This is a genomic window from Microbacterium sp. Leaf203, assembly GCF_001421275.1.
GTDB classification, from domain to species: domain Bacteria; phylum Actinomycetota; class Actinomycetes; order Actinomycetales; family Microbacteriaceae; genus Microbacterium; species Microbacterium testaceum_A.
On record NZ_LMKF01000022.1, the window covers coordinates 1,709,004 to 1,732,884 of the forward strand.

The following is a 23,881-nucleotide window of genomic DNA, read 5'->3' on the forward strand; positions in this document are numbered from 1 at the left end:
TGACGCGGAAACCGTCGCCCTCGCGCCGGGGTCGCGGCAGGGGCGTCTGCCCCCAGTACGATGACCGCGGGGGTGCCGATGTCCACGAAACGCACGAACTGGTCGTCCACGCGTCGGGTGCTGCACCGCGCGGCGGCCCTCGTCGCGGGCGCGACCCTGGTCGCCGCGGCCGCGATCGCCGCTCCGGCCGCCTCGGCTGCGACCTCGCTGCCCGGGTGGCTGTCGACCCAGGGGTCGACGATCGTGACGGCATCCGGGGCCCCCTTCACCATCAAGGCCACGGCCTGGTTCGGGATGGAGACCTCGAACTGCGCCCCGCACGGCCTGTGGTCGATCGCGCTCGACGACGGCCTCTCCGCGATCGCGGGCATGGGGTTCAACACCATCCGGTTGCCCTTCTCGAACGAGTGCCTCGCGGCGAAGGCCTCGAACTCGATCAACGGCGCGGTCAACCCCGGACTGGTGTCGCTCACACCGCTGCAGCTGATGGACACGGTCATCGCCCGCGCGAAGGCGCACGGGTTGTCGGTCATCCTCGATCGCCACCGCCCCGACTCGGCGGCGCAGAGCGAGCTCTGGTACACGGGTCAGTACAGCGAACAACGCTGGATCGACGACTGGAAGATGCTCGCCGCTCGCTACAAGAACGAGTCCGCAGTGATCGGCGTCGACCTGCACAACGAGCCCCACGGCGGCGCGTGCTGGAACTGCGGCGACCCCGCCCGCGATTGGCGCGCGGCGGCCACGCGCGCCGGCAATGCCGTGCTCGGGGTCAACCCTCGCCTGCTGATCATCGTCGAGGGCGTGGAGCGACAGAACGACGGCTCGAACACCTGGTGGGGCGGCGGTCTGAAAGACGCCGGGGCCGCGCCCGTGACCCTCGCCGTGAAGAACCGCGTGGTCTACTCGCCGCACGACTACCCCGCCAGCGTCTTCGCGCAGCCCTGGTTCTCGGCATCCGGGTATCCCGCCAATCTCGAGGCGGTGTGGGATGCCAACTGGGGTTACCTCGTGCGCAAGAACATCGCGCCCGTGCTCCTCGGCGAGTTCGGCACGAAGCTCGAGACCCCGAGCGACCGGGCCTGGCTCGACGCGCTCGTGGCGTACCTGGCCAAGACGAAGATCAGCTACGCGTACTGGTCGTTCAACCCGAACAGCGGCGACACCGGCGGGCTGGTCGCCGACGACTGGCGCACTCCGCAGAAGGCCAAGCTGGCCGCGCTCGCGCCGATCCTGACGCCGGTCGCGGCGCCCGCTCCGCAGCCGGCTCCGATTCCCTCGACCCCGGCCCCGACGACCACGCCCCGGCCGAGCCTCACGCCGACACCGACACCCACACCGACGGCGACGCCAAAGCCGCCCACCCCGTCCCCGAAGCCCTCGGTATCGGTGCCGCCGAGCCCCGCACCCACCCCGAAGCCGGGCGCCGGGACGGCCCCGGGAGCTTCGGCCGGCATCACCGCGACCTGGGTCCCGCAGAGCACCTGGGGCGAGGGGTACGTCGCCGAGCTCACCGTCACGGCGACAGGTCCCGTCACGAAGTGGTCGGTCTCGTTCGACGCCGCCGGAACCACCGCGGTGTCGAACGCGTGGGGCATGAAATGCTCGGTCGCGGCCGGGCGCGTGACGTGCACGGGAGCCGACTGGGCGGCGACCCTCGCTCCCGGGCAGACGGTGAGGGTCGGGCTGCAGGCCGCCGCCACGCGGGCACCGTCGTCTCCGAAGCTCACCCTGTCGGCATCCTGATCCACGCCCGGCGAGAGCATCCATCGCTGGCGCATAGGTTCCGTCAGGCTGCGGTGAGGGAAGCGCTGCCTACGATTCGGCGGTGACCGCTGCTTCTCCTCCCGTCCCCACGCCGACCCTTCCGCTGATCGCGGGCCTGCGACGACCCCGCGGATGGACCGTCGGTCTCGTCCTCATCGGGCTCGGCGCGCTGGTCCTCACCGGCTGGCAGGTGTGGGCGGGGGCGCCGAGCGAGTACTACGCCTCGATCGCGCTGTCGATGAGCCGCTCGTGGTCGAACTTCTTCTTCGGCGCCGTGGACCCTGCGGGCACCGTCACCCTCGACAAGATCCCGGGCTCATTCTGGATCCCGGCCCTCTTCGTCCGGGCATTCGGATACTCCGCCTGGGCGGTGATCCTGCCCAACTCCCTCGCCGCCGTCGCCGCCGCCCTCGTCACCGCCGTCACCGCCCGACGCCTGGCGGGGGAGCGTGCCGGACTCATCGCCGGGAGCATCGCTGTCGTCACGCCGATCCTCGTCGCGGTGGCCCGCTCGAACCAGCCCGAGACCTTCTTCGTCCTCGGCCTCTCCCTCACCGCGTGGGCGGCGGTGCGCGCCGTGCAGGCGCGGAGCCTGGGGTGGCTGATCGCTGCGGGAGCGCTGATCGGCCTGTCGTTCCAGTTCTACGAGCTCGAGGCGTGGGCGGTGTGGCCGGCCCTGGCGCTGGCGTACCTCTTCACCCGGCAGCCCTGGGCCCGACGACTCGGTCACCTCGCCCTGGCCGGAGCGGTGAGCCTCGTGGCATCTCTGTGGTGGGTCGCGATCGTCTCGATGATCCCCGCCGGGAGTCGGCCCTACATCGGCAGCACCCTGTCGAACAACCCGTGGGAGATGGTGTTCGGGTACAACGGGCTCGGTCGCTTCTCGGCCACGGCCGACAGCGCGGCCTACGAGTCGTTCACCCCGCCCTTCTCGGGCGAGCCCGGCGTGCTGCGCCTCTTCAACGCCCAGCTCGCGGGCCAGGTGGCGTGGCTCATCCCCGCGGCGATCGTCGGGATCATCGTCCTGTGGGTGCTGCGGTTCTCGCGCCCGCTCACGGTGCTGCTGACCGTGTGGCTCGCGACCTTCGCCGCGATGTTCTCCACCGTCGCCGGAATGCACCAGTTCTACACCGCGGCCCTCGCGGTCCCGCTGGCACTCGTCGTGGGGACGGCGCTCGCCGCGGCGCATCGGGCGGGCAGGGTCTGGCCGCAGATCGCGATCGTCGCTGTCGCGGGCTCGACCGCCCTGGGGATCGGCCTGGCCACGGGCGGGTACAGCGTGCCGGTCTCGATCGCGCAGGGCGTCGCTGCGGTCGTCGCGATCGTGCTGCTCTCGACGCGGCACCGCGGGCGCGCGGTCACGACGGTCGCGGTGATGACCGGGTTGCTCCTCACCCCGGCCGTGTGGTCGGCCGTGACCATCGCCCACCCCAGTTCGATCAACCCGGTCGCGGGCGGGGCCGCCGAGTCCGCGGGCTTCGGCGGTCGCGGTTTCGGGGGAGCGGAGTTCGCCGGCGGGATGCCGACCGGGGGGCGCGGCAGCCAGGGATTCGGCGCGGCGCCCGGCGGGGGAGCGGCGCCCGGATCGGGGCAGAGCACCGGGCAGGGCGCGGGTCGCGGTACCGGTGCCGCGCCGGGCGGATCGTCGTCGGCACGCACGCGCGGGGCGGCGGGCGGGGCACCCGCCGGCTTCGGCGGCGGCGGCTTCGGCGCGGGCGGGACGGACGACAGCGCCCTCGTCTCGTGGCTGCAGGCCCGCAGCACGGGGTCGACGTACCTGGCGGCGACCTTTGGGGCGCAATCCGCGGCGCACCTGATCCTCGCCTCGGACGGAAGCTCGTTCCTGCCCATCGGCGGCTTCAACGGCACCGACGACGTGCCGACGCTGGACGCCTTCACCGCGCTGGTCGACTCCGGCCAGGTGCGCTACGTCATCGGCGGGGACCAACGGGGAGGGGGCACGTCCCTGGGGGCCGCGTCGACGACCACCGCCTCATCGCAGATCCGCACCTGGGTCACCCAGCACTGCGCGACCGACAGCTCGGCTCCCACGACCGTCTACGACTGCGGCTGACCGGTTCGCTCGGGCGGAGCATCCGGCCCGCGTGACTCAGCGGCCGAGGAACTCCATGCCCGCCTCGCGGAACGCCCGTGCACCGGGGGCGTTGACGTGGTGCCGCCCCGGGATGTCTGCGAACTCGCCGCGGGGGAGGAGCCCTGCCAGGTGCTGCGACTGGTCGTGGATGGGGTCGTCCGTGCCCGTCGCGATCAGCACGGGCTGCTGCGGCGGCGTCGAGGGGTCGGGATCGGTCTCGCCGAGGCGCATGCCCTCGGCGATCGCAACGAGGGCGCGCAGGTCGTTGCCCGGCACGCGTTCGGCGAGCGAGACGTAGCGCTGGGTCGTGGCATCCTGAACGGGCTCACCGTGGTCGAGGAAGGCGCGGGCCTGATCGACCTGCAACCGGGCGAGAGGGCGTCCATCCGGGATGCCGCCGAGCACGGCCCGCTCGACGTGTTCGGGGGCGTCGACGGCGAGCTGCCAGCCGACCCGCCCGCCGAGCGAGTAGCCGAGATAACGGACCTGATCGAGCAGGTACGTGTCGAGCACGGCGACGAGGTCGGACACGAGGGTGGGCATCGTGTAGGACGCGGCGTCGTGCGGCTTCTCGCTCGCTCCGTGACCGCGCTGGTCGACGGCGACCACGCGGTAGCCGGCGCGCAGCAGGTCGCGCACCCAGCCGGTGTTGACCCAGTTGTCGCGCGTGCTCGAACCGAAGCCGTGCACGCACAGCACGGGGTCGGCCTCGACGTCGCCCCACGAGTAGGTGGCCAGGCGCACGTTGTCACCGACGATGACGAATTGCGCGGGGGGAACCTCGGTCAGAGCGGGAACGGCATCCATTCCTCCGATCCTGGCAGAGCGGGCCCGCTCGCCGGGGGTAGTGGTCATAGTGGTCTCATGGGATACACGCGCGCCGAACTCGAGTCGTTCCGGGATGCCACGCGGCCCGATCTCGTGGAGCCGGGCGTACGTCTGCTCTTCGTCGGCATCAACCCGGGGCTGTGGACCGCCGCGACCGGAACGCCGTTCGCGCGACCGGGAAACCGGTTCTGGCCCGCGCTGGTGAAGGCGGGGATACTCCCCCGACTACCCGTGTACTCCGAGCCCCTCGGCGACGAGGACCGCCGGATGATCTTCGACGCCGGGGTGGGGGTGTCGAACCTCGTCGCCCGGGCGACGGCGCGCGCCGACGAGCTCTCGCGTGACGAGCTGCGCTCGGGAGCCGCCGCTCTGGTCGAGCGGGTCGCCGCGTGGCGGCCCCGGGCCGTCGCAGTTGTCGGCCTCACCGCCTACCGCCAGGGGTTCCAGCGGCCCCGCGCGACCGCGGGACGGCAGGAGCAGGCGATCGCCGACGTGCCCACCTGGGTGCTGCCCAACCCCAGCGGCCTCAACGCGCACGACACCGTGGATTCGCTCGCTCGGGCCTACGCGGACCCGGCGCGCGCGGCGGGAGTGATCCGCTGAGGGCGGCCGGCCCCGGCGCGCGGGCATGCCACGATGACAGGATGCCGCCCACCCGCCGTCGCCTGATCGCCCTCCTCGCCCTGGCGGTGGTCGTGGCGGCGGGGCTCGTCGTGCACCTCGTGCTCCCGTCCAGCGACGCGGCGGACATCGCGGGCGATGCGCTGTACACGGTCGCGGTCTACGCCGGGCTCGTGGTCGGTTTCCCCCGTCTGCGGACGCTGGTCGTCGCCCTCGTCGCCGGGGGATGGAGCGTGGCCGTCGAGCTCTTCCAGGCGACCGGGGTCCCCGCCGATCTCGCGGAGCGGTTCCGGCCCGTCGCACTCGTGCTCGGCACGGGGTTCGACGCGCGCGACCTCGTCGTCTACGCGTGCGCGGCCGTCGTCGCCGGCGTGACGGATGCCGCGACGGTGCGCGCCCTCCGTCGCGAGACGCGACGCCCCGGGGCTCCTCCCCAGGGGAGAAGCGCCTGAGCCGGTCGCCGACCGGCGGTATCGTGACCTGCTCGGGTGAGGGAGGGCAGGGGCGATGAGAGTGCGGTTCGAGGGCGACGTCTACCGGTGGGAGGCACGCAGCGACAGCGACTGGTACTTCGTCGCCCTGCCGCCCGATCTCAGCGCCGAGATCCGCGAGACGCAGACCTTCCGCCGCGGATTCGGCGGCGTACGCGTGGACGCCACGATCGGCGGTTCCACCTTCCGCACCTCGATCTTCCCGCAGACGGGAGGCGTCTACGTCCTGCCTCTCAAACGCGCGGTGCGCGACGCTGAGGGGATCGATCCCGGGGCGATCGTGCGCGTCGACCTCTTCGTGCTCGACGCCTGAGCACGTGCCGGTGCTGCTCGGTCTCGCCGCCGGAGTGTTCGCCGCCGCGAGCCTCACCCTCGTCGTGACAGACCTGCGCTCTCACCGTCTTCCCGATGCCGTCGTCCTCCCGGCCGCGGCGCTGGTGGGAGCGCTGCTGACGGCCGAGGCGGCGCGGATCGGCGACCCGGGGCGTGCGCTCGGCGTGATCGGGGGCGCCGCGGCCGCCTTCGCCGTCGCCCTGACCCTGCATCTCGCCCGCCCCGCGTCGTTCGGCGGGGGAGACGTCAAGCTCGCCGCCCTCGTCGGGACGCCGCTCGGATGGTTTGGGCCCGAGGCCGTGGCATCCGGTCTGCTCCTCTCGCTCGTGCTCGGCGGTGTCGCCGCGGGGGGAGTGCTGCTCGCAGGCGACCGGCGCGCAGAGATCGCGTACGGGCCCTGGCTGCTGCTGGGCGCGTGGCTGCGGATGGCGGTCGGGTACGGCGAGGCGAAAGGGATGCCGCCGGGCTGAGCTGTCGCTGCGCACCCGCGCGGTCAACCCCGCACGACGCATTCGCGTGCGCCGCTAGCCTGGCGCCATGGCCGACCTCATCCGTCGCGTCACGGCGTGGGCCCTGCGGCTCCGTCTCGTGCGCGCCTTCCTCGTCTATTCGGGGGCGCGCGGCCCCATGCTGGCCGACAGCGTGACCTACCGCACGCTGTTCAGTCTGTTCGCCGCGGTGCTGCTGGGCTTCTCGTTCGCGACCGTCTGGCTCGCGGGCAATCCGGAGGGGATCGCCGCCCTCGAGCGTTCCGTGAACAGCGTGGTCCCGGGCCTGGTCGGGCCCGACGGGCTGCTGAAGGTCAGCGACATCAAGGCCCCGCCGGAGTTCACGGTCGCGGGGATCATCGCAATCCTCGGTCTGGTCGGCGCCGCCATCGGCGCGATCGGGTCGCTGCGCTCCGCTCTGCGACAGATCGCCGGCGTCGCCACCGACGACACGCTTCCGATCCTGGTGATCCTGCGCAATCTCGCCGTCGCCGTCGGCATCGGCGTCGCCCTCGTCGGGGCGGCCGTCGTCACCTTCCTCGCCACGGCGGGGCTCACGTTCGTGCGCGAGCTGCTGGGCATCTCCGCCGACTCGTGGGTCACGGCCGTGCTGACCTGGCTGCTCTCGACCGTCGTCGTCCTCGTGCTCGATACCGCGGCCGTCGCCGTGGCGTTTGCGGCACTGTCGGGCGTCAAGACCCGTCGCCGCACCCTGTTGCGCGGCGCCCTGCTCGGCGGTGTCGGGCTGGTCGTCCTGCAGCAGCTGTCGGGGCTGTTCGTCGGCGGAGCGGGCAACAACCCCCTGCTGGCGACGTTCGCCTCGCTCATCGCCCTGCTGCTGTGGCTGAACCTCTCGAGCCAGGTGATCCTCATCGCGGGGGCGTACATCACCGTCGCGACCGAGGAGGACCAGGACCGCGTGCGTGCGAAGTACGGTGCGTCGACGATGATCCAGTTCCGCGTCCGTCGCGCCGAGAAGGCCGTGCGTGCAGCTACCGGCGAGCTCGAGGCCGCCCGGGCCGCCGAGGCGAAGGAACGCGAGACGCTCGCGAAGAACGACCCCGCCGCCGCCGACCGCGAGGACCGCGCCGAGGTGCGCGCGGGCTCCCGCGATGAGTGAGAGCGCGGGCGGAGTGCTGGCCGCGGGCGAGCGCATCTCGGCGTACAGCGCCGACGCGGTCCGCGCGGCCGAGAAGCCGCTCCTCGCCGAGGGGCGACCGCTCATGCGGCGGGCCGCCGCGGCCCTGGCCGACATCGTCGCGCGCCGTCTCGCCGATCGGCCGGGGGCGGTCCTTGTCCTCGCCGGGGCGGGCGACAACGGGGGAGACGCCCTCTACGCCGCGGCCGACCTGTGCGCCGTCGCCGATCGCGTCGACATCGTGCTCGTGCGCGACCGCGTCCACCGGGCCGCCCTCGACACGGCCGTGGCCGCGGGAGCGCGCGTGCGGTCCGCCTCGGACGTCTGCGAGGCGATGGGCGGATACGCGCTCGTGCTCGACGGCATCCTGGGCATCGGACGTTTGGCGGACCGCCGCCTGCGCGGGGGAGCACGCGCCCTCGTCGAGTGCGTGCGAGCCCAGGAGCAGCGACCGCTGGTGGTCGCGGTCGATCTGCCGAGCGGTCTGGACCCCGACGACGGCACGGCGGATGCCGCGGTGCTCGCCGCCGATCTGACGGTGACGTTCGGAGCGCTCAAGGCGGGCCTCGTGCGGGGTCGCGGCCCCGAGCTCGCCGGGCGCGTGCACTTGGTCGATCTCGGGCTGGAGCCCTACCTGAGGCTCGCGCATCCCGCGGTCACCGCCCCGGTCGACGTGGTGCGGGTCACCCCGCGCGATGGCGCGTGAACGGGCCGCTCAGCGCGCGTAGCGTTCGACGAAGGTCCGCAGCAGGCGCGACGGAGCGGTCACGGGCGCGCGGCGCACGGCCTCCAGGGTGAGGTCGAGCTCGTGGGCGGCGAAGTACCCGTACGACGCGTAGGCGTGGATGCGCGTGACGATGCCGTCCAGATCGAGCTCGGGGTGGAACTGCGTCGCGTAGACGTTCTGCTTGAGCCGGAACATCTGCACCGGGCAGGTCGGCGACGACGCGAGCAGGGTCGCGGCGGGCGGCAGCGCGCTGATCGCCTCTTTGTGTCCCACGAACGCGGCGAAGGTCGCGGGCAGCCCCTCGGCGAGGGGGTCGTCGCGCCCGGCGGCGGTGAGAGACACGTCGACCACGCTGATGGGCTCGGCGAAGGTGCCGTCGATGGGCGCACCGAGGTGCGTGCCCAGGGTTCCGACGCCGTAACAGGCCCCGAGGAACGGATGATCGCGTGCCACGACCTCGTCGACGAGCGCCGCCATCTCGTCCTCGACGCGTCGTTGCACGGGCGACTTGCGCTCGACCGGGTCGGAGGCGTTGAAGGGGCTCCCGCCCACCAGGATCCCCGAGACCTCGTCGAGGTCGATCTCGGGCATCGGTTCGCGCTCGAGCCGGACGCGGCGCAGTCGCTCGGGGGGCAGCCCCGTGAATCGCAGGAAGAGCGCGTATTCCTCGTCGGCCGGGAGATCTTCGGCGCGCGTGGCCAGCAGCACGAAGGGGCGGTCACCGGGGAGGTCGGTCGAGGTCACTCCAGCGATTGTAGGTGAGCCCTGTCAAGGTACCGGGCGGTGTCGGCGCCGCGGTCTACGCTGACGTCATGGCTATTGCACGACTGACCGGAGGCCCGCTCGACGGGCAGGTTCTCCCGCTCGAGAACGAGTCCGACGACACGCTGATCATGCCCTACAGCGAGGGCCAGCTCGTCTACCGCCGTGACGGCGGCCTCGAGAACACGGGCGATTCCGACGGCCCCACCCAGGCCGTCTTCGTCTTCTCCGAAGAGACCGAAGACATCAACCCCGACGCCGACGGACGCGACGATTGAGCGGAGACCCGAAGGGGTCGTCGAACGTCGAGGTCGAGTCGAAGTACGACGTCGACGATGAGACGCCCCTGCCCGACTGGTCGGCCCTGCCCGGCGTGACCCGGGTCGGAGACCCCGAACCCCGCGACCTCGACGCGCGGTATCTCGACACCGCTGCGGCCGACCTGGCTCGGGCGGGTGTCGCGGTGCGCCGCCGCACGGGCGGCCCCGACGAGGGGTGGCACGTGAAGGGGCCCCTCGAGGCCGGAGGCCGACGCGAGACGCAGTGGCCGCTCGAGGCCGACGGCGATTCCGACGCCGACCCGGTGGTCCCTCCGGCGGTTCAGGATGCCGTCGCCTCGATCGCCGCTCCCCCGTTCACCCCTCTCGCTCGGCTGCGCAACCACCGCACGGCCTACGCGCTGCTCGATGCTGACGGGAACCAGGTCGCCGAGTTCGTCGACGACCGCGTCCGGGCGCGCGACGAACGACGCGGCGTCGAGTCGGCGTGGCGGGAGTGGGAGGTCGAGCTCGGCCCCGCCGGCCCGTCCGACGACGCCGGGCGCGCGGAGTTCTTCGCCGCGGTCGACGCGGCCGTGTTCGCCGCGGGAGGCCGCCACGCGGCATCCGGTTCCAAGCTCGCTCGCGCTCTCGGGTACTGAGTCCCGACGAACGACGAAGGCCCGCCCGGGGAACCGGGCGGGCCTTCGTCGATCAGTCGATCAGAGGTTGATCATGTGCCCCGTGAGGCCGTGGAAGGCCTCCTGCAGGCCCTCCGACAGCGTCGGGTGGGTGTGCACGTTGCGCGCGGCCTCGAGAGCGGTGAGGTCCCACTTCTGCGCGAGGGTCAGCTCGGGCAGCAGCTCCGACACGTCGGGGCCGATGAGGTGGCCACCGATGAGCTCGAGCGTCTCGGCGTCGGCGACGAGCTTGACGAAGCCGACGGGCTCGCCGAGGCCGTTCGCCTTGCCGTTGGCCGAGAAGGGGAACTTCGCGACCTTGATGTCGTGACCGGCGTCGCGCGCCTGCTGCTCGGTGAGGCCGAACGAGGCGACCTGCGGGTTGCAGAAGGTGGCGCGGGGCATGTTGCGGTAGTCGCCCAGCGTCTGCGTCTCGGCTCCGGCGATGGTCTCGGCGGCCACGACGCCCTGCGCCTCGGCCACGTGGGCCAGCTGCAGCTTGGCGGTGACGTCGCCGATCGAGTAGATGTGCGGCACGTTGGTGCGCATGTGGTCGTCGATCTCGATGGCGCCGCGCTCGGTGAGCTTCACGCCGGTGTTCTCGAGACCGAAGCCGTCGACCTTGGGAGCGAACCCGATCGACATGAGCACGCGGTCGGCGTCGATCGAGCCCTGCGAGCCGTCCTTCGCCGTGTAGGCGACGGTGACCTTGTCGCCGTGGTCGGTGACAGACTCGACCTTGGTCGAGGTGAGGATGTCGACGCCATAGCCCTTGTACTGCTTCTGGATCTCTTTCGAGACCTCGGCGTCTTCGTTGGGCAGCGCACGGTCGAGGAACTCGATGATCGTGACCTTCACGCCGTAGTTCGTCATGACGTAGGCGAACTCCATGCCGATGGCGCCGGCGCCGACGATCACGATCGACTCGGGGAGCTCGCGGGTGAGGATCTGCTCCTCATAGGTGACGACGTTCTCGGACAGGGTGACGCCGGGGAGGAGGCGCACGGTCGAACCCGTGGCGATGATGACGTTGTCGAAGGTGACCTGCTCCTTGGAGCCGTCGGTCTTGGTCACGTCGATCGTGTGGTCGTCGGCGAAGTAGCCGCGGCCCTCGTACTCGGTGACCTTGTTCTTCTTCATCAGGTAGTGGATGCCCTTGACGTGGCCGGCGGCGACGCTGCGCGAGCGGTCGAACGCCTTGCCGAAGTCGAAGGTGACGTCACCCGAGATGCCGAACAGGTCGGCCTTCGCGTGGAACGTGTGCGCGAGGTCGGCGTTGCGCAGGAGGGCCTTGGAGGGGATGCAGCCCACGTTGAGGCACACACCGCCCCAGTACTTCTCTTCGACGATCGCGACCGACAGTCCGAGCTGTGCGCCGCGGACGGCGGCGACGTACCCGCCGGGACCCGCACCAAGAATGACCAGATCGTAATGAGGCATGGTTCCAGCCTATCGCCCGGCGGTGCCGCCACCGGCGGTCTTGCGACCGCTGCGCGAGGCGAAGACGTAGACCAGGACCCCGGCCACGATCACGAGGAGGACGGCGAGCAGGATCCAGGGCAGAGGAGAGGGCGCCGAGGTGTTCTCGGTCGGCAGAGGAGTGGCGTTCGGGGTCTGCGCCGGGGTCGCGCTCTCGGCGGGCGCGGGACCGGCCGACGCCGTGGGGGTCGCGGTCGCGGAGGGGGTCGCGGCTGCGGCGGGCACCGAGAAGGCGAAGTCGCCGTCGATGGGGTGGCCGTCGCTCGACACGACGCGCCACTTCACGGTGACGGTTCCGGATGCCGATCCCTGCAGCGCCTGCGTCACCTCGGCGCCCGAGACGGTCGGGGCGCCCTCCGCCAGTGAGGCGCCCGACGAATCGGTGACCTCGATCACGGTCGCGCCGGCGTCGGTGAGGATGTCGGCGCTGTACGAGAACGTGATCTGCGCCGGGAGGGCCTCGAGCGTCGCCCCGGCCGCGGGATCGGTCGATACGAGCTCGTCGTGGGCGGCGGCGGGGGAGGCCGGCACGAAGAGCGCGGCGGCGGCCAGCAGGCCGGCGGCGAGGACGGCGGGAAGAAGGCGTCGGCGGGGCGTCACGGAGGAAGTCACCCTTCGACCCTAACGACGGACCGAGCGGTCGGACTGGGAGCGTGCACAGGGGTCGAGCGCGCCTCGACGGGGGTGAGGAACGCGACGGCGCGCCGACAGAGGGTGAAGCGGACTCGACAGGGCCCCGTTCGGGTCGATAGGTTCGAGTGTCTCGTCGGCCGCCTCCGCATCCCCCAAACCGCGGCGTCCCGGTTTCGGCGAATACAGACACATCACGCATCACCGTGACCTGCTCGAAGTCGGTCGACCCCGCCGTTGGCGACCGATCGGTTATGGTGAATATGAAGGAGAAGCCGTGGACGAGACCAGCCGATTCGAGCGAGACGAGATCCGGCGCGCGGCCGACGCCGCCGCAGCCGGGGCGTCGCACGACACGACCCAGACCCACGACGCCGACCTGTCGTTCGTCCCCTTCGGGGCCGACCTCAACGAGGCGGAGCTCGAGGCCATCGACGCCCTCCCCTCGGGAGCGGCTCTGCTGATCGTCCGCTCGGGACCGACGACCGGGGCCCGCTACCTCCTCGACACCGACGTGACCACCGTCGGCCGTCACCCCGAGGCCGACCTCTTCTTCGACGACGTCACTGTCTCGCGTCGTCACGCCGAGATCCTCCGCTCGGGCAGCTCGTTCGAGATCGTCGACCAGCGCTCGCTCAACGGCAGCTACGTCAACGGCGAGCGGGTCGACCGCTCGGCCCTCGTCAACGGCTCCGAGGTGCGCATCGGCAAGTTCCGTCTCAACTTCTTCGGTTCGCCGGCCGACCTGCCCGCGGCTGAGCACTGATGGCGGCAGCCCCCTCCCGTAGTCGACAGACGGCTGCGGGGCTGCTCAGCATCGGGCAGGTGCTCGCGCGCCTGACCCCCGATTTCCCGGCACTCACCTCGAGCAAGCTGCGCTTCCTCGAGGTGCAGGGGATTGTCTCGCCGACGCGCACCGACTCCGGCTACCGCAAGTTCTCGCCGGCCGACCTCGAGCGACTGCGTCTCGCGCTCACGCTGCAGCGCGACCACTACCTTCCGCTCGTCGTCATCCGCGACTACCTCGCCGACCTCGACGCGGGCCGCAACCCGGCTCCGCCGACCGCGATCCCGTCGATGACGAGCGCGCCGCGCCGCTACCGACGCGAAGAGCTCTTGACGGCCGCGGGCGCGCGCCCCCAGTTGTTGAACGACGCGGTCAGCACGGGGGTGATCAGCGCCGCCGACAGTTATTCCGAGCAGACGGTCACTCTGCTCCGCGCCCTCGTCGCGCTGGACCGGCACGGCATCGAGCCGCGCCACATCCGCTCGCTGCGGCAGAGCGCCGAGCGCGAGGTCTCGCTCGTGGAGTCGGCGCTGTCGGCCCTGCTGCGGCGCCCCGATGCGCCCTCGCGGGCCCGGGCGAGCGAGCTCGCTCCCGAGCTCGCGGCCCGCCTCGACGAGGTGCGGGCGATGTTCGTGCGCGATGCGCTCGAGCGAATCCTGTCCTGATCGCGACACGCCGCGACCCTCGGAGCGGATGTCATTGCCGGGGGACCTCCGCTCATCTAGCGTGGAGGAAACGAACCGATGAGGAGGACGCGAGCATGAACGCTGGCGACGCGCTCGGTGAACCTCGGTTCGCCGCTGATCTCCTCTTCACCGACGGTCTGCCCGAGATGGACGACGACACCGGTTATCGCGGGGCCGTCGCGGCACGCGCTGCCGGCATCACGTACCGCCAGCTCGACTACTGGGCTCGTACCGAGCTCGTCGTCCCGACGGTCCGCGGGGCGAGCGGTTCGGGCTCGCAGCGTCTCTACGGCTTCCGCGACATCCTCGTCCTCAAGCTCGTGAAGCGTCTTCTCGACACCGGTATCTCGCTGCAGCAGATCCGCACGGCCGTTGACCAGCTCCGCGCCGCGGGCATCCGCGACCTCGCGGGCACCACCCTCATGAGCGACGGGGCCTCCGTGTACCTGTGCACCTCGAACGACGAGGTGATCGACCTCGTCAGCCGTGGCCAGGGCGTCTTCGGTATCGCGGTGGGCAAGGTCCTCCGCGAGGTCGAGTCCACGCTCGTCGACTTCGAGAAGGCCACGCCCGACGCCGTCGACGAGCTCGCCGCGCGCCGCGCCGCCCGCACCGCCTGAGCTCGCCTCACTCTTTTCGGATCCCGGATGCCATGGCATCCGGGATTCTTCTGCTTTCGCGTGCGGGGTCGCTTCCTGTCGCTTACGGGCGCCCTCGGCGACGGAAAATGACCCCTCACGCGGGTGGGACGGGGAACGAGGACGCCGCCCGGCTGCGCGGCAGCGGGACGGCGTCTGACGAAATCGCGGGTCAGGCCTGCGGGGCCTCGGACTCGACGGGGATCCGGCCGGTGCGCACGATCCGGTCGAGCAGCGCGTCGAAGTCGGCCGCGAGTTCCTGAGCGGAGTCGCCGGGCCACACGTGCAGCGGCTTGGCGGCACCCTGCGCCTGCTGGAGCGAGGTGCGCTCGGGCAGCTGCGGGTTGAGCACGAGCGGACCGAACATGTCGCGCAGCTCTTTGATGCGGAACTGGTGCTCGATCGACTGCGGGCGCACGCGGTTGACCACGACGCCGAGGGGCTGCAGTCGCGGCGACAGACCGCGGCGGATCTCTTCGATCGCGCGCAGGGCACGGTCGGCCGCGGCGACCGAGAACAGGCCGGGCTCGGTGACGACCACGACGCGGTCGCTCGCGGCCCACGCGGTGCGCGTGAGGGCGTTGAGCGAGGGGGCGCAGTCGATGAGCACGAGGTCGTAGTCGGCCTCGATCGTCGCCAGCGCCTCTTCGAGCTTCCAGACGTCGCGGACGCTCGGGTGCGGTCCGTCGAAGTTGATGGCCGACGGGCTGCCGATGAGCACGTCGATGGTGCCGGGGTGGACCTTGGCCCACCCGCTCGAGGTGATCGCCTGTCGGACGACCTTCTCTTTGGGGTTGGCCAGGACATCGGCGATGTTGAGCCGACCGGCGACCTGGATGTCCATCCCGGTCGACACGTCGGACTGAGGGTCGAGGTCGACGACGAGAGTGCGAACGCCACGTGCGAAGGCTGCGGAAGCCAGCCCGAGTGTCACGGTCGTCTTGCCGACCCCGCCTTTGAGAGAGCTGACGGAGAGTACGTGCACGAGAGTCCACGTTACCGTCCCCTAGGCTGTGAGCACATTCAGCTCCGCCAGCTTGACGTGAGGTGCGCATGTTCTCGAAAATCCTGGTCGCCAATCGCGGCGAGATCGCGATCCGCGCGTTCCGCGCCGCTTACGAGGTCGGAGCCCGCACCGTCGCGGTGTATCCGTACGAGGATCGCGCCTCCCTCCACCGTCTGAAGGCCGATGAGGCGTACCAGATCGGCGAGCGCGGCCACCCCGTGCGCGCCTACCTCGATGTCGACGAGATCATCCGCGTCGCCCGTGAGTGCGGGGCGGATGCCATCTACCCGGGCTACGGCTTCCTCTCCGAGAACCCTGAGCTCGCCGAGAAGGCCGCCGCCCACGGGATCACCTTCATCGGGCCTCCCGCCGACGTGCTCGCCATGGCGGGCAACAAGGTGACGGCGAAGGAGCACGCGATCTCAGCCGGCGTGCCGGTGCTGCGCTCGACGCCCGCGTCCGACGACATCGACGATCTCCTCGCCCAGGCCGACGAGATCGGCTTCCCGGTCTTCGCCAAGGCCGTCGCCGGTGGCGGGGGGCGCGGTATGCGCCGCGTGGAGTCGAAGGGCGAGCTCGCCCCGGCCCTCGCCGAGGCCATGCGCGAGGCGCAGAGCGCGTTCGGCGATCCCCGCATGTTCCTCGAGCAGGCCGTGCAGCGCCCGCGTCACGTCGAGGTGCAGATCCTCGCGGATGCCACGGGCGAGACCGTTCACCTGTTCGAGCGCGACTGCTCGGTGCAGCGCCGCCACCAGAAGGTCATCGAGATCGCGCCGGCGCCGAACCTCGACGATGCCGTACGGCAGGACCTGCACCGCTACGCCGTCGCGTTCGCCCGCTCGATCGGCTACCAGAATGCCGGAACCGTCGAGTTCCTGCTCGAGACCGCGGGGCCGCGAGCGGGCGAGGTCGTCTTCATCGAGATGAACCCGCGCATCCAGGTCGAGCACACCGTGACCGAGGAGGTCACCGACGTCGACCTCGTGCAGTCGCAGATGCGCATCGCCGCGGGGGCGACCCTCGCCGAGCTGCACCTGCAGCAGGACGACATCCACCTGCGGGGCGCGGCGTTGCAGTGCCGTATCACGACCGAGGACCCCACGCAGGGCTTCCGCCCCGACACCGGCAAGATCACCACGTACCGCTCGCCCGGTGGCGCCGGCATCCGCCTCGACGGCGGCACGACCGCCGCGGGCTCGCAGGTGAGCCCGCACTTCGACTCGATGCTGTCGAAGCTGTCGTGCCGTGGCCGTGACTTCGAGGCCGCCGTGTCCCGCGCCCGCCGCGCCCTCGCGGAGTTCCGCATCCGCGGGGTCTCGACGAACATCCCGTTCCTGCAGGCCGTGCTCGACGACCCCGCCTTCGTCGCGGGCGACCTCAGCACCTCGTTCATCGACGAGCGCCCTGAGCTGCTGAAGGGCCGCGAGTCCAAGGACCGCGGCACGAAGATCCTCTCGTGGCTCGTGGACACCACGGTCAACCGCCCGAACGGCGAGAACCCGCTGTCGATCGACCCGTCGGCCAAGCTCCCGACCCTCGACCTGGCGGCCCCGGCCCCCGCGGGCTCGCGCCAGCGTCTGCAGCAGCTCGGTCCCGCCGGCTTCGCGAAGGCCCTGCGCGAGCAGACCGCCCTCGCCGTCACCGAGACCACGTTCCGCGACGCGCACCAGTCGCTGCTCGCCACGCGCGTGCGCACCCGCGACCTCGCGCGCGTGGCCCCCTACGTGGCCCGGCTGACGCCCGGGTTGCTGTCGGTCGAAGCCTGGGGCGGGGCGACCTACGACGTCGCGCTGCGCTTCCTCGGTGAAGACCCGTGGGAGCGTCTCGACGCCCTCCGCGAGGCGCTGCCGAACGTCGCGATCCAGATGCTGCTGCGCGGCCGTAACACCGTCGGCTACACCCCGTACCCCACGGAGGTCACCGATGCGTTCGTGGCCGAGGCCGCGGCATCCGGTGTCGACATCTTCCGCATCTTCGACGCCCTCAACGACGTCTCGCAGATGCGGCCGGCGATCGACGCGGTTTTGGCGACCGGCACCGCGGTGGCCGAAGTCGCCCTCTGCTACACGGGGGATCTGCTGGATCCCGCCGAAGACCTGTACACGCTCGACTACTACCTGGGTCTGGCCGAGCAGATCGTCGACGCGGGAGCCCACATCCTCGCGATCAAGGATATGGCGGGTCTGCTGCGCCCGGCCGCCGCGGCGAAGCTCGTGACGGCGCTGCGCGAGCGCTTCGACCTGCCGGTGCACGTCCACACCCACGACACCGCGGGCGGGCAGCTCGCGACGCTGCTGGCCGCCTCGGCGGCGGGGGCGGATGCCGTGGACGCGGCCTCGGCGCCGATGGCCGGCACCACGAGCCAGCCGTCGCTGTCGGCGCTCGTCGCCGCGCTCGCGCACACCGAACGCGACACGGGCCTCGACCTCGGGGCCGTCAGCGACCTGGAGCCCTACTGGGAGGCCGTGCGTCACCTGTATCGGCCGTTCGAGTCGGGTCTCGCCGGACCCACCGGGCGCGTCTACCGTCACGAGATCCCCGGCGGACAGCTGTCGAACCTGCGCCAACAGGCGATCGCGCTGGGCCTGGCCGACGACTTCGAGCTCATCGAGGACATGTACGCCGCCGCCGACCGCATCCTCGGCCGGGTGCCCAAGGTCACGCCCTCGTCGAAGGTGGTGGGCGACCTCGCCCTGCACCTCGCCGCGGTCAAGGCCGATCCGGCCGACTTCGAGCAGAACCCCGAGAAGTACGACGTGCCGGACTCGGTGGTGTCGTTCATGGCGGGGGAGCTGGGTGATCTTCCGGGCGGTTGGCCGGAGCCCTTCCGCTCGAAGGTCCTCGCCGGCCGGGATGCCAAGACGGGCACGACCCCGCTCACCGACGACGACACGGCGGCACTGGCGGGGGAGTCCGTCGAGCGGCGCTCCCGCTTGAACCGTCTGCTGTTCCCAGGGCCGACGCGCACTTTCGAGCAGACCCGTGAGACGTACGGCGACCTGAGCGTGCTCTCCACGGCCGACTACCTCTACGGGCTGCAGTCGGGCGGCGAACACACCGTCGAGATCGAGCGCGGCGTGCAGCTGTTCGTCGGCCTCGAGGCGGTCGGCGAGGCCGACGACAAGGGCATGCGCACGGTCATGACGACCTTGAACGGACAGTTGCGCCCGGTGTTCGTCCGCGACCGCTCCATCGACGTCGAGGCGCGTCAGGCCGAGAAGGCCGACACCTCGAGGCCGGGCCAGATGGCGGCGCCGTTCTCGGGCGTCGTGACGATGAAGGCGTCGCCGGGCGACCGCGTCTCCGCCGGTCAGGCGGTCGCCTCGATCGAGGCGATGAAGATGGAGGCGGCGATCACCGCACCCGTCGACGGAGTGGTCGAGCGTGTCGCGATCAGTACCACACAACAGGTCGAAGCAGGAGATCTTTTGCTGGTAATCCGCCAAGCGCAGTAACCTGGGAGGGGGCGCTTTCGCGCCCTCTTCCCGTTTGGAGACTGCAGTGACCCCCGACCGCACCGACGCGAACCCCGACGAGAACGCCGAGCACGGCGTGCTCGACGAGATCGGGAATCTCGACACGGCCAGCATCACGATCCTCGGTGGACACATCGCGCAGGTCAACGTCGACCTTCCCGTGGCCACCGACGACGACGACCTCGACGACGACGTGATCGAAGACGAGATCCCCCTCGACGAGGCCGACCTCGCCGCTCTCGACGCCCCGCGCGTCCCCTCCGCCGCGTCCGCCGACGACCGCCGCGACGAGATCGTCCACGACCCGCACGTCGAGCAGCTCGAGACGGGCGAGATCATCCTCGAGCCGCACGATGCGGCCGACGAGACGGACTCGTCCGCGGACGACGAGGTGCACGACGCCGAGATCGTCGTCGAGTCGTCGCACGATCTCGACGAGCAGGAGACTCCGGATGCCGGGCACCCGACCGCCGGAGAAGGCTTCGGCGATGACGGCTTCGGCGACGACGAGGGCTCGAACGCGGGGGAGGAGGCCGAGGAGATCCCGGCCGACGACGCCGCCCTCTCGGAGGGCGATGGTCCCGTCGAGCACGATGCCGAGGAGACCGACGGAGCCGCCGCCTCGAACGAAGACGACGTCGACGCCGACGATGTGCTGGCGGATGCCGACCCGGCTGAGGCCGACCCTGTCGAGGTCGATTCCGCGGCGGATGACGACGCTGACGCCGATCACCCCGATGCTGACGCGACGCAGGCCGCTCAGCGGGCCGACGATCTCGCCGACGCCGAGGTCGTCGACGACGTCGAGCTGTTCGAGGCCGATGCCGCCGAGCCCACCGACGCCGACCTCGCCGATTCGTCGCTCGATGACGATGAGCCCCTGGTGGATGACTACGCCGTCGACGCCGCGTCCGCACCGCTGACGCACGCGCCGTGGGTTCCCGCCGCCGTTGAAGAGCCCGAGCACGGCGACGAGGCGGCACAGGCAGCGGACGACGTCGAGGCGGACGACGCCTCGCCCGACGATGCCGTTTCCGCTCCCGCTGATCGAGAAGACACCGACGTCGCGGGCTCCGACGACGCCGACGCCCCGGCGTCGAACACGGACGACGAACAGCGTGAAGAGGTCGAGGCCATGGCAGAGGCGCCCGAGTCCTCCCGACCGCCGGTGGACGCCCCCGGCGCACCGGAGTCTGCCGCCTCGCGGCCGCCCGCATCGACTGCCCCCGAGGCCGAGGTCGACGCCCCTGCCCCGGCGTCGCCCGTCAGCGCCGACACCGCGTCGGTGCCGACCACGCGCGCCGAGCGCGCCGCGACGGGCGTCATCGGGACGATCCCGCTCACGCGCCGCAGCGCCCACCAGGCCGACGACGCCGCCCGAGCCGCCGACGAAGCCGCGCGCGTCGACCGCGCGCACGCGCTCGAGCGCGTGCGCACCCCCGCCCCCGAGGTCACGCTCACCTCGAAGCGAATCGGCCAGATCGACGACGCGCGCGAGAGCTCCGACCTGCTCACGGCCGACCGTCTGCTCGACCCCCGCCAGATCGCCCGCCCCGAGCCCGAGGGCCTCTGGCAGCAGCTGGTCTACTCGGTCTCGCGCCACCGCATCAACCTCGGCGACGGTCGGCGCGCACGACAGCGCAAGGACCTCGACCGGCGCATCTCCGCCCCCCTCTCGGGTGGGGCCCGGTTCGTGCCGGTGCTGTCCCGCAAGGGCGGGGTGGGAAAGACGACGGTCACCTCGTTGCTGGGCATGGCTCTGGCCGATGCCCGCGACGACCGCGTCATCGCCGTCGACGCCAACCCCGACCGCGGTACGCTCGCCGATCGCGTGGGTCGTCCCAACGGGCGCACCGTCCGCGACCTCGTCCGCTCCCACGACGAGATGTCCGGGTACAACGACGTCTCGTCGATCGTGGCCCGGGATGCCACCCGCCTCGACGTCCTGGCATCCGATTCCGACCCGCGGGTGTCCGAGGCCTTCAGCGACGACGACTACCGTCAGGTCGCCGACGTCGCGGCGCACTACTACTCGATCGTCCTCACCGACACGGGCACGGGCATCGTGCACTCGGTCATGGGGGCGACACTCGAGCTCGCCGACACCCTGGTCATCGTCGCGGGACTGTCGGTCGACGAGGCGCGCCTCGCGTCCGAGACGCTGACGTGGCTCGAGACGAACGGCTACTCCGCCCGTGTGCGCGACGCGGTCGTGGTGCTGAACAACTCGCGGCCGGGCACGCCGCTCGTGCGCGAGAGCGAGCTCGAGGCGCACTTCCGCTCGCGGGTGCGCACCGTGATCCGCATGCCCTACGACGCGCGTATCGCCGCGGGCAGCGCGATCACCTTCCGTGAGCTCCAGCCCTCGACCCGGCAGGCGGCTCGCGAACTCGCCGCCGCGGTCGTCGAAGGCCTTCGCACCCCGGCGGCCGCCGCGTGACCGTCCGCCCGATCCGTTTGTTCGGAGACCCCGTCCTGCGCGCGACGAGCGCCCCCATCGAGCAGATCGACGACGGCATCCGCGCCCTCGTGCAGGATCTGATCGACACGGTCGAGCTGCCCGGTCGCGCCGGGGTCGCTGCCCCTCAGATCGGCGTGGGCCTGCGTGCCTTCAGCTACAACATCGACGGTGACATCGGGTACGTCCTCAACCCCGTGCTGGTCGAGACGCGCGGTGAGCCGGAGCCCGTGGGCGAGGGGTGCCTCTCGGTGCCCGGCCTGTGGCACGACGCGCTGCGCTACCCGTGGGCCAAGGTCGTCGGCATCGACCTCGACGGTGAAGAGGTCGTGCTCGAGGGCGAGGGGCTGCTCGCCCAGGCGCTCCAGCACGAGACCGACCACCTCGACGGCATGCTGTACCTCTCGCGCCTGCCCGCCGAGACGCGTCGCGAGGCGATGCGCCAGGTCCGCGAGAGCGACTGGTTCTGACCTGATCTCTGCAGAGGGGCCCGGATGCCGGCATCCGGGCCTTTCGTCTGTGCGCCCTTGGTCACGAGAACAGGACGGGGCGACGAGGACAGGTCGATTCGCTGCGGATCGTCCTGTCCCCGTCGCATCTGCTGTTCTCGCGACGCGAAACGGCCCGGCCCCGCGAGGGGACCGGGCCGTCATCGTCGCTCGTGTCAGGGAAGCGACACGTTGGTCGTGTTGACGGGCACCGCGTAGATGTCCTCGATCGCGTCGGCGAAGTCCGCCACGATCACGTTGCGCTTGATGCTCATCTTCGGGGTGAGGTGGCCGCTGGCCTCGGTCCACTCGGTCGGCAGGATCGTGAACTTGCGGATGGACTCCGCGCGCGAGACCCGCGTGTTCGCACGGTCGATCGCGCCCTGCACCTCGGCCCGCACCTTCTCGTTCTCGGCCGCCTCGGCGAGCGACATGTCGGCGGGCAGTCCGTTGTTGGCCAGCCACGTCGGCAGCATCTCGGAGTCGAGGGTGACGAGAGCCGCGATGAACGGCTTGTGGTCGCCCACCACGACGACCTGACCGACGATCGGGTTGGCGCGAATCGGGTCCTCGAGGGCCGCGGGGGCGACGTTCTTGCCGCCCGCGGTCACGATGATCTCCTTCTTGCGTCCGGTGATCGCGAGGAAGCCGTCGCCGTCGAAAGCGCCGATGTCGCCGGTCTTGAACCACTCGCCGTCGAACGCCTCGGCGGTGGCCTCGGGGTTCTGCCAGTACTCGCGGAACACGTTGATGCCGCGCACCTGGATCTCGCCGTCATCCGCGAGACGGATGCCGACACCCGGGAGAACCGGACCGACCGTGCCGATCTTCGACTTCGTCGCGAGGTTGACCGTGGCCGGGGCCGTGGTCTCGGTGAGGCCGTAGCCCTCGAGGATCACGACGCCGAGGCTGCGGAAGAAGTGACCCAGGCGGGGGCCGAGAGGGGCCGATCCCGACACTGCGTAGACGATGTTCCCGCCCATGGCATCCCGGAGTTTGGAGTACACCAGCTTCTCGAACAGGGCGAACTTGATCTTCAGCAGCAGCGGGATCGACTTTCCGTCCTGCAGGCGCTGCGAGTGCTCGATCGCGGCGTCGGCGGCGGCGCGGAAGATCTTGCCCTTGCCGCCGGCCTCGGCCTTCTGCTCGGCCGAGTTGTAGACCTTCTCGAAGACGCGGGGAACCGCGAGCAGGAAGGTGGGGCGGAAGCTCCCGAGCGCGGGAAGGAGCTGCTTCGTGTCGGGCTGGTGGCCCGTCTTCACGCCCGCGTGGACGTTGAGCAGCGAGATGAAGCGCGCGAACACGTGCGCCGTGGTGATGAAGAGCAGGGTGGAGGCGCCCGGGGTCTCGACCACCTCGTGCAGCGACTTGGCGGAGTTGCGGGCCAGCTCGACGAAGTTGCTGTGGACGAGGACGCAGCCCTTCGGGCGACCCGTCGAGCCCGAGGTGTAGATGAGCGTCGCGATGTCGGAGGCCTTGGCGAGATGACGGCGACGCTCGATCTCTTCGTCGGTGATGTGCGTGCCGTTGGCGACGAGGGTGTCGAGGGCGCCGGAGTGCATCGCCCAGACCTCGCGGACGAGGGGGAGGTCGCTGCGGACCTCGTCGAGACGCTCGCCGTGCTCCGGCGATTCCACGACCACGGCGATTGCGCCGGAGTCCGAGAGGATCCACGAGATCTGCGAGGCCGAGCTCGTCTCGTACACCGGGACCATGACCGCGCCGGCGTAGAAGAGGGCGAAGTCCACCAGGGTCCAGTCGTAGGTGGTGCGGGCGATGAACCCGACCTTCTCGCCGGGCTGGATGCCGGCCGCGACGAAGCCCTTCGCGAGGGCGATGACCTGCTTCTCGAACTCGGCGGCGGTGATGTCGCGCCACCCGTCGCGGTCGGGCACCGCGAACAGCGGACGGTCGGGGGTGGCGCGGACGCGGTCGGCGAGCAGGTCCGACGCGTTCGCGTCGGGGTCTGCGGGGACGAGGGCGGGTTGATCGAACTGGATCACGGCAACTCCTTTGGCACCGGAAGAACGTCGAGCGGGTCTGTCG

Annotated in this window: 22 protein-coding genes; 16 read left to right on the top strand and 6 right to left on the bottom strand. The window is 71.2% G+C overall.

The annotated features are described in order from the left end of the window. Positions 1–78: 78 nt before the first annotated feature. Together ASE56_RS09230 and ASE56_RS09235 are read left to right on the top strand one after the other, a co-directional pair. On the top strand, positions 79–1,746 hold the full coding sequence (locus ASE56_RS09230; RefSeq protein WP_056227626.1) for a cellulase family glycosylhydrolase: 1,668 nt from the start codon (positions 79–81) through the stop codon (positions 1,744–1,746). A gap of 82 nt (positions 1,747–1,828) precedes the next feature. Continuing rightward, positions 1,829–3,841, top strand: coding sequence for a glycosyltransferase family 39 protein (locus ASE56_RS09235; RefSeq protein ID WP_056227630.1), 2,013 nt, complete (start codon positions 1,829–1,831; stop codon positions 3,839–3,841). A 36-nt stretch (positions 3,842–3,877) separates the two neighbouring features. On the opposite strand, the gene ASE56_RS09240 is transcribed toward ASE56_RS09235, so the two are convergent. Further along, on the bottom strand, positions 3,878–4,669 hold the full coding sequence (locus tag ASE56_RS09240; protein WP_056227635.1) for an alpha/beta fold hydrolase: 792 nt from the start codon (positions 4,667–4,669) through the stop codon (positions 3,878–3,880). A 57-nt stretch (positions 4,670–4,726) separates the two neighbouring features. On the opposite strand from ASE56_RS09240, the gene ASE56_RS09245 reads away from it, so the two are divergent. The 6 genes from ASE56_RS09245 to ASE56_RS09270 all read left to right on the top strand — a co-directional run bounded on the left by ASE56_RS09245 (position 4,727) and on the right by ASE56_RS09270 (position 8,467). Next, the gene (locus ASE56_RS09245; RefSeq protein WP_056227637.1) at positions 4,727–5,293 is read left to right on the top strand and encodes a mismatch-specific DNA-glycosylase; all 567 of its coding nucleotides are present in this window, start codon (positions 4,727–4,729) and stop codon (positions 5,291–5,293) included. Positions 5,294–5,334: 41 nt separating this feature from the next. Beyond that, on the top strand, positions 5,335–5,763 hold the full coding sequence (locus ASE56_RS09250; protein ID WP_056227640.1) for a DUF2809 domain-containing protein: 429 nt from the start codon (positions 5,335–5,337) through the stop codon (positions 5,761–5,763). 55 nt (positions 5,764–5,818) lie between these two features. Then, entirely contained in the window at positions 5,819–6,115 is a 297-nt protein-coding gene (locus ASE56_RS09255; RefSeq protein ID WP_056227644.1) for a DUF1905 domain-containing protein, read from the top strand. Positions 6,116–6,119: 4 nt separating this feature from the next. Beyond that, positions 6,120–6,605, top strand: a complete 486-nt coding sequence (locus ASE56_RS09260; protein WP_056227648.1) for a prepilin peptidase — start codon at positions 6,120–6,122, stop codon at positions 6,603–6,605. A gap of 67 nt (positions 6,606–6,672) precedes the next feature. Continuing rightward, entirely contained in the window at positions 6,673–7,743 is a 1,071-nt protein-coding gene (locus ASE56_RS09265) for a YhjD/YihY/BrkB family envelope integrity protein (protein ID WP_056227652.1), read from the top strand. Next, positions 7,736–8,467 carry an NAD(P)H-hydrate epimerase gene (locus tag ASE56_RS09270; protein ID WP_082450366.1) on the top strand — a complete coding sequence of 244 codons (732 nt, stop codon included), beginning with the start codon at positions 7,736–7,738 and terminating at the stop codon, positions 8,465–8,467. Before ASE56_RS09265 ends, ASE56_RS09270 begins: the two co-directional genes overlap by 8 nt. A 9-nt stretch (positions 8,468–8,476) precedes the next feature. Here the strand turns inward: ASE56_RS09270 and ASE56_RS09275 are convergent, their stop codons facing one another. Then, the gene (locus ASE56_RS09275) at positions 8,477–9,232 is read right to left on the bottom strand and encodes a glutamine amidotransferase (protein ID WP_056227653.1); all 756 of its coding nucleotides are present in this window, start codon (positions 9,230–9,232) and stop codon (positions 8,477–8,479) included. 68 nt (positions 9,233–9,300) lie between these two features. Here ASE56_RS09275 and ASE56_RS09280 point away from each other — a divergent pair, with 68 nt between their 5' ends. Both ASE56_RS09280 and ASE56_RS09285 read left to right on the top strand, forming a co-directional pair. Further along, positions 9,301–9,528, top strand: coding sequence for a hypothetical protein (locus tag ASE56_RS09280; RefSeq protein WP_056228525.1), 228 nt, complete (start codon positions 9,301–9,303; stop codon positions 9,526–9,528). After that, on the top strand, positions 9,525–10,169 hold the full coding sequence (locus ASE56_RS09285; RefSeq protein ID WP_056227658.1) for a CYTH domain-containing protein: 645 nt from the start codon (positions 9,525–9,527) through the stop codon (positions 10,167–10,169). The genes ASE56_RS09280 and ASE56_RS09285 overlap by 4 nt, the downstream gene beginning before the upstream one ends. Before the next feature lie 60 nt (positions 10,170–10,229). Here ASE56_RS09285 and lpdA read toward each other — a convergent pair whose 3' ends face one another. Both lpdA and ASE56_RS09295 read right to left on the bottom strand, forming a co-directional pair. Continuing rightward, entirely contained in the window at positions 10,230–11,627 is a 1,398-nt protein-coding gene (gene lpdA, locus ASE56_RS09290) for a dihydrolipoyl dehydrogenase (protein WP_056227661.1), read from the bottom strand. Positions 11,628–11,636: 9 nt separating this feature from the next. After that, positions 11,637–12,278, bottom strand: coding sequence for a copper resistance CopC family protein (locus ASE56_RS09295; protein ID WP_235556957.1), 642 nt, complete (start codon positions 12,276–12,278; stop codon positions 11,637–11,639). A 295-nt stretch (positions 12,279–12,573) separates the two neighbouring features. On the opposite strand from ASE56_RS09295, the gene ASE56_RS09300 reads away from it, so the two are divergent. The 3 genes from ASE56_RS09300 (at position 12,574) to ASE56_RS09310 (ending at position 14,389) form a co-directional block, all read left to right on the top strand. Beyond that, complete coding sequence (locus tag ASE56_RS09300) at positions 12,574–13,062, top strand: FHA domain-containing protein (RefSeq protein ID WP_056227667.1); 489 nt, start codon at positions 12,574–12,576, stop codon at positions 13,060–13,062. Beyond that, positions 13,062–13,748 carry a MerR family transcriptional regulator gene (locus tag ASE56_RS09305; RefSeq protein ID WP_056227671.1) on the top strand — a complete coding sequence of 229 codons (687 nt, stop codon included), beginning with the start codon at positions 13,062–13,064 and terminating at the stop codon, positions 13,746–13,748. The genes ASE56_RS09300 and ASE56_RS09305 overlap by 1 nt, the downstream gene beginning before the upstream one ends. A 95-nt stretch (positions 13,749–13,843) precedes the next feature. Continuing rightward, positions 13,844–14,389: a MerR family transcriptional regulator gene (locus tag ASE56_RS09310; protein ID WP_056227674.1), complete on the top strand. Its 546-nt coding sequence runs from the start codon at positions 13,844–13,846 to the stop codon at positions 14,387–14,389. A 190-nt stretch (positions 14,390–14,579) separates the two neighbouring features. Here ASE56_RS09310 and ASE56_RS09315 read toward each other — a convergent pair whose 3' ends face one another. Next, positions 14,580–15,392 (bottom strand): ParA family protein, encoded by an 813-nt coding sequence (locus ASE56_RS09315; protein WP_056227677.1) that lies wholly within the window; start codon positions 15,390–15,392, stop codon positions 14,580–14,582. A 68-nt stretch (positions 15,393–15,460) separates the two neighbouring features. Here ASE56_RS09315 and ASE56_RS09320 point away from each other — a divergent pair, with 68 nt between their 5' ends. From ASE56_RS09320 to def, 3 genes are read left to right on the top strand one after another with little or no spacing between them, the layout of a single operon-like run. Continuing rightward, positions 15,461–18,868, top strand: coding sequence for a pyruvate carboxylase (locus ASE56_RS09320; protein ID WP_056227681.1), 3,408 nt, complete (start codon positions 15,461–15,463; stop codon positions 18,866–18,868). A gap of 46 nt (positions 18,869–18,914) precedes the next feature. Next, the gene (locus tag ASE56_RS17730; protein ID WP_235556958.1) at positions 18,915–21,329 is read left to right on the top strand and encodes a MinD/ParA family protein; all 2,415 of its coding nucleotides are present in this window, start codon (positions 18,915–18,917) and stop codon (positions 21,327–21,329) included. Continuing rightward, positions 21,326–21,817, top strand: a complete 492-nt coding sequence (def, locus tag ASE56_RS09330; RefSeq protein ID WP_056227684.1) for a peptide deformylase — start codon at positions 21,326–21,328, stop codon at positions 21,815–21,817. Before ASE56_RS17730 ends, def begins: the two co-directional genes overlap by 4 nt. A gap of 194 nt (positions 21,818–22,011) precedes the next feature. On the opposite strand, the gene ASE56_RS09335 is transcribed toward def, so the two are convergent. Continuing rightward, positions 22,012–23,838 (bottom strand): long-chain fatty acid--CoA ligase, encoded by a 1,827-nt coding sequence (locus tag ASE56_RS09335; RefSeq protein WP_056227687.1) that lies wholly within the window; start codon positions 23,836–23,838, stop codon positions 22,012–22,014. Positions 23,839–23,881 lie beyond the last annotated feature (43 nt).

What these genes read in the sequence shown, in the direction of transcription:
- ASE56_RS09230 (WP_056227626.1), top strand. Translation starts at nt 79, where the DNA reads ATGTCCACGAAACGCACGAACTGGTCGTCCACGCGTCGGGTGCTGCAC.
- ASE56_RS09240 (WP_056227635.1), bottom strand. Translation starts at nt 4,669, where the DNA reads ATGGATGCCGTTCCCGCTCTGACCGAGGTTCCCCCCGCGCAATTCGTC.
- ASE56_RS09245 (WP_056227637.1), top strand. Translation starts at nt 4,727, where the DNA reads ATGGGATACACGCGCGCCGAACTCGAGTCGTTCCGGGATGCCACGCGG.
- ASE56_RS09250 (WP_056227640.1), top strand. Translation starts at nt 5,335, where the DNA reads ATGCCGCCCACCCGCCGTCGCCTGATCGCCCTCCTCGCCCTGGCGGTG.
- ASE56_RS09255 (WP_056227644.1), top strand. Translation starts at nt 5,819, where the DNA reads ATGAGAGTGCGGTTCGAGGGCGACGTCTACCGGTGGGAGGCACGCAGC.
- ASE56_RS09265 (WP_056227652.1), top strand. Translation starts at nt 6,673, where the DNA reads ATGGCCGACCTCATCCGTCGCGTCACGGCGTGGGCCCTGCGGCTCCGT.
- ASE56_RS09270 (WP_082450366.1), top strand. Translation starts at nt 7,736, where the DNA reads ATGAGTGAGAGCGCGGGCGGAGTGCTGGCCGCGGGCGAGCGCATCTCG.
- ASE56_RS09280 (WP_056228525.1), top strand. Translation starts at nt 9,301, where the DNA reads ATGGCTATTGCACGACTGACCGGAGGCCCGCTCGACGGGCAGGTTCTC.
- lpdA (WP_056227661.1), bottom strand. Translation starts at nt 11,627, where the DNA reads ATGCCTCATTACGATCTGGTCATTCTTGGTGCGGGTCCCGGCGGGTAC.
- ASE56_RS09305 (WP_056227671.1), top strand. Translation starts at nt 13,062, where the DNA reads ATGGCGGCAGCCCCCTCCCGTAGTCGACAGACGGCTGCGGGGCTGCTC.
- ASE56_RS09310 (WP_056227674.1), top strand. Translation starts at nt 13,844, where the DNA reads ATGAACGCTGGCGACGCGCTCGGTGAACCTCGGTTCGCCGCTGATCTC.
- ASE56_RS09320 (WP_056227681.1), top strand. Translation starts at nt 15,461, where the DNA reads ATGTTCTCGAAAATCCTGGTCGCCAATCGCGGCGAGATCGCGATCCGC.